This window comes from Xenorhabdus khoisanae, assembly GCF_001037465.1.
Taxonomy (GTDB): domain Bacteria; phylum Pseudomonadota; class Gammaproteobacteria; order Enterobacterales; family Enterobacteriaceae; genus Xenorhabdus; species Xenorhabdus khoisanae.
The window spans coordinates 1-1,406 of the sequence record NZ_LFCV01000176.1 but is presented as its reverse complement, the minus strand read 5'-3'; the positions used below and the strand labels follow the sequence as shown (position 1 = coordinate 1,406).

Below are 1,406 nucleotides of genomic sequence, written 5' to 3'. Positions count from 1 at the left end.
TCATAATGAGATGGTCGCCCCCTACCTTGTGAACGATACTCTAACAGGGTATTTTTTTCTGGAGAGGCCATCATGCAAAACGTCACACTCATTGGTATCGATCTCGGTAAGCATTCTTTCCATATTCATTGCCAGGACAAATCCGGCAAGGCCATTCTGCGTAAAAAGTTTACGCGTACCAAGCTCATGCAGTTTTTGGCAACGTGCCCCTCTTCAACGGTTGTAATGGAAGCCTGTGCTGGCGCTCATTTTATGGCGCGACGGATTGGCGGTTTAGGCCATGAAGCCAAACTCATCTCTCCCCAATTTGTGCGCCCGTTTGTCAAAAGTAATAAAAATGATTTTGTTGATGCAGAGGCGATATGTGAAGCCGCATCACGGCCATCAATGCGTTTTGTCCAGCCAAGAACAGAGACTCAACAAGCCATGAGAGCGCTACACCGTGTCAGAGACTCACTCATCCGGGATAAGGTCAAAACGACTAACCAAATTCAGGCCTTTTTGCTGGAGTTCGGTATCAGCCTGCCAAAAGGCGAGGGGGTCATTAAACGCTTATCACGCGTACTCGCGGAACACGAAATTCCCGTTTATTTGAACCGATTGCTGATGAGATTACATACCCACTATCTTTATCTTGTCGAGCAAATTACATCGTTAGAAGCCGAATTACACCAATCGATTGAAGCAGACGAGACGGCTCAACGTCTGATGACAATCCCGGGGATTGGCCCCATCACAGCCAGCTTGCTCTCCTCCCAGCTCGGTGACGGTAAACAATTTTCAGGCAGCCGGGATTTTGCTGCCGCGACCGGGCTTGTGCCCCGACAATACAGCACAGGCGGAAAAACCACCCTGCTGGGTATTAGCAAGCGAGGCAACAAAAATCTGCGCAGGTTACTGGTTCAGTGCGCCCGCATATTCATGATGCGGCTGGAACATCAACAGGGCAGACTGGCTGAGTGGGTTCGGGAACAACTGAGTAAGAAGCATTCGAATGTCGTTGCCTGTGCGCTGGCAAACAAGCTGGCACGGATCGCGTGGGCAATCACCACTCAGCAAAATGAATATCGGATCTGATAGATGTCAATCTGATTCAATAGGTTAATGATAAAGCAGTTAAAGACAGTTACCCATCTGGTTTTGCGAAGACTGATTATTGATGACATGAACGGCCTATCGGCCTGATGAAGAATCTGAACGTAAGAATGGCTCATCGAGGCCGAAGTCATTTTCAGGTTCATCAGGTGCGAAACTCATCGTGGCGCGGGCATCTTTGCCTATAGAGACGCCGGATAGATTTAAGCAAGCCAACCCGACATCAAAATCAGTGTTGCAAAAACGGGGGAATGTAATGAACGCATCCCAACCACTGAACCTTTGGCACCGTGCTGGAATTGAGAGATGAG

At 48.7% G+C, this 1,406-nt stretch carries 2 protein-coding genes; one reads left to right on the top strand and one right to left on the bottom strand.

Annotation, left to right across the window (positions count from 1 at the left end):
* Positions 1-72 precede the first annotated feature (72 nt).
* Positions 73-1,077 (top strand): IS110 family RNA-guided transposase, encoded by a 1,005-nt coding sequence (locus AB204_RS19120; RefSeq protein WP_047964978.1) that lies wholly within the window; start codon positions 73-75, stop codon positions 1,075-1,077.
* A gap of 96 nt (positions 1,078-1,173) precedes the next feature.
* Here AB204_RS19120 and AB204_RS23680 read toward each other — a convergent pair.
* A partial coding sequence (locus AB204_RS23680) for a hypothetical protein (RefSeq protein WP_152671581.1) occupies positions 1,174-1,406 on the bottom strand: 233 nt, incomplete at its 5' end.

Excerpts from the sequence above, each read along its gene's own strand:
- AB204_RS19120 (WP_047964978.1), top strand. The coding sequence starts at position 73 with ATGCAAAACGTCACACTCATTGGTATCGATCTCGGTAAGCATTCTTTC.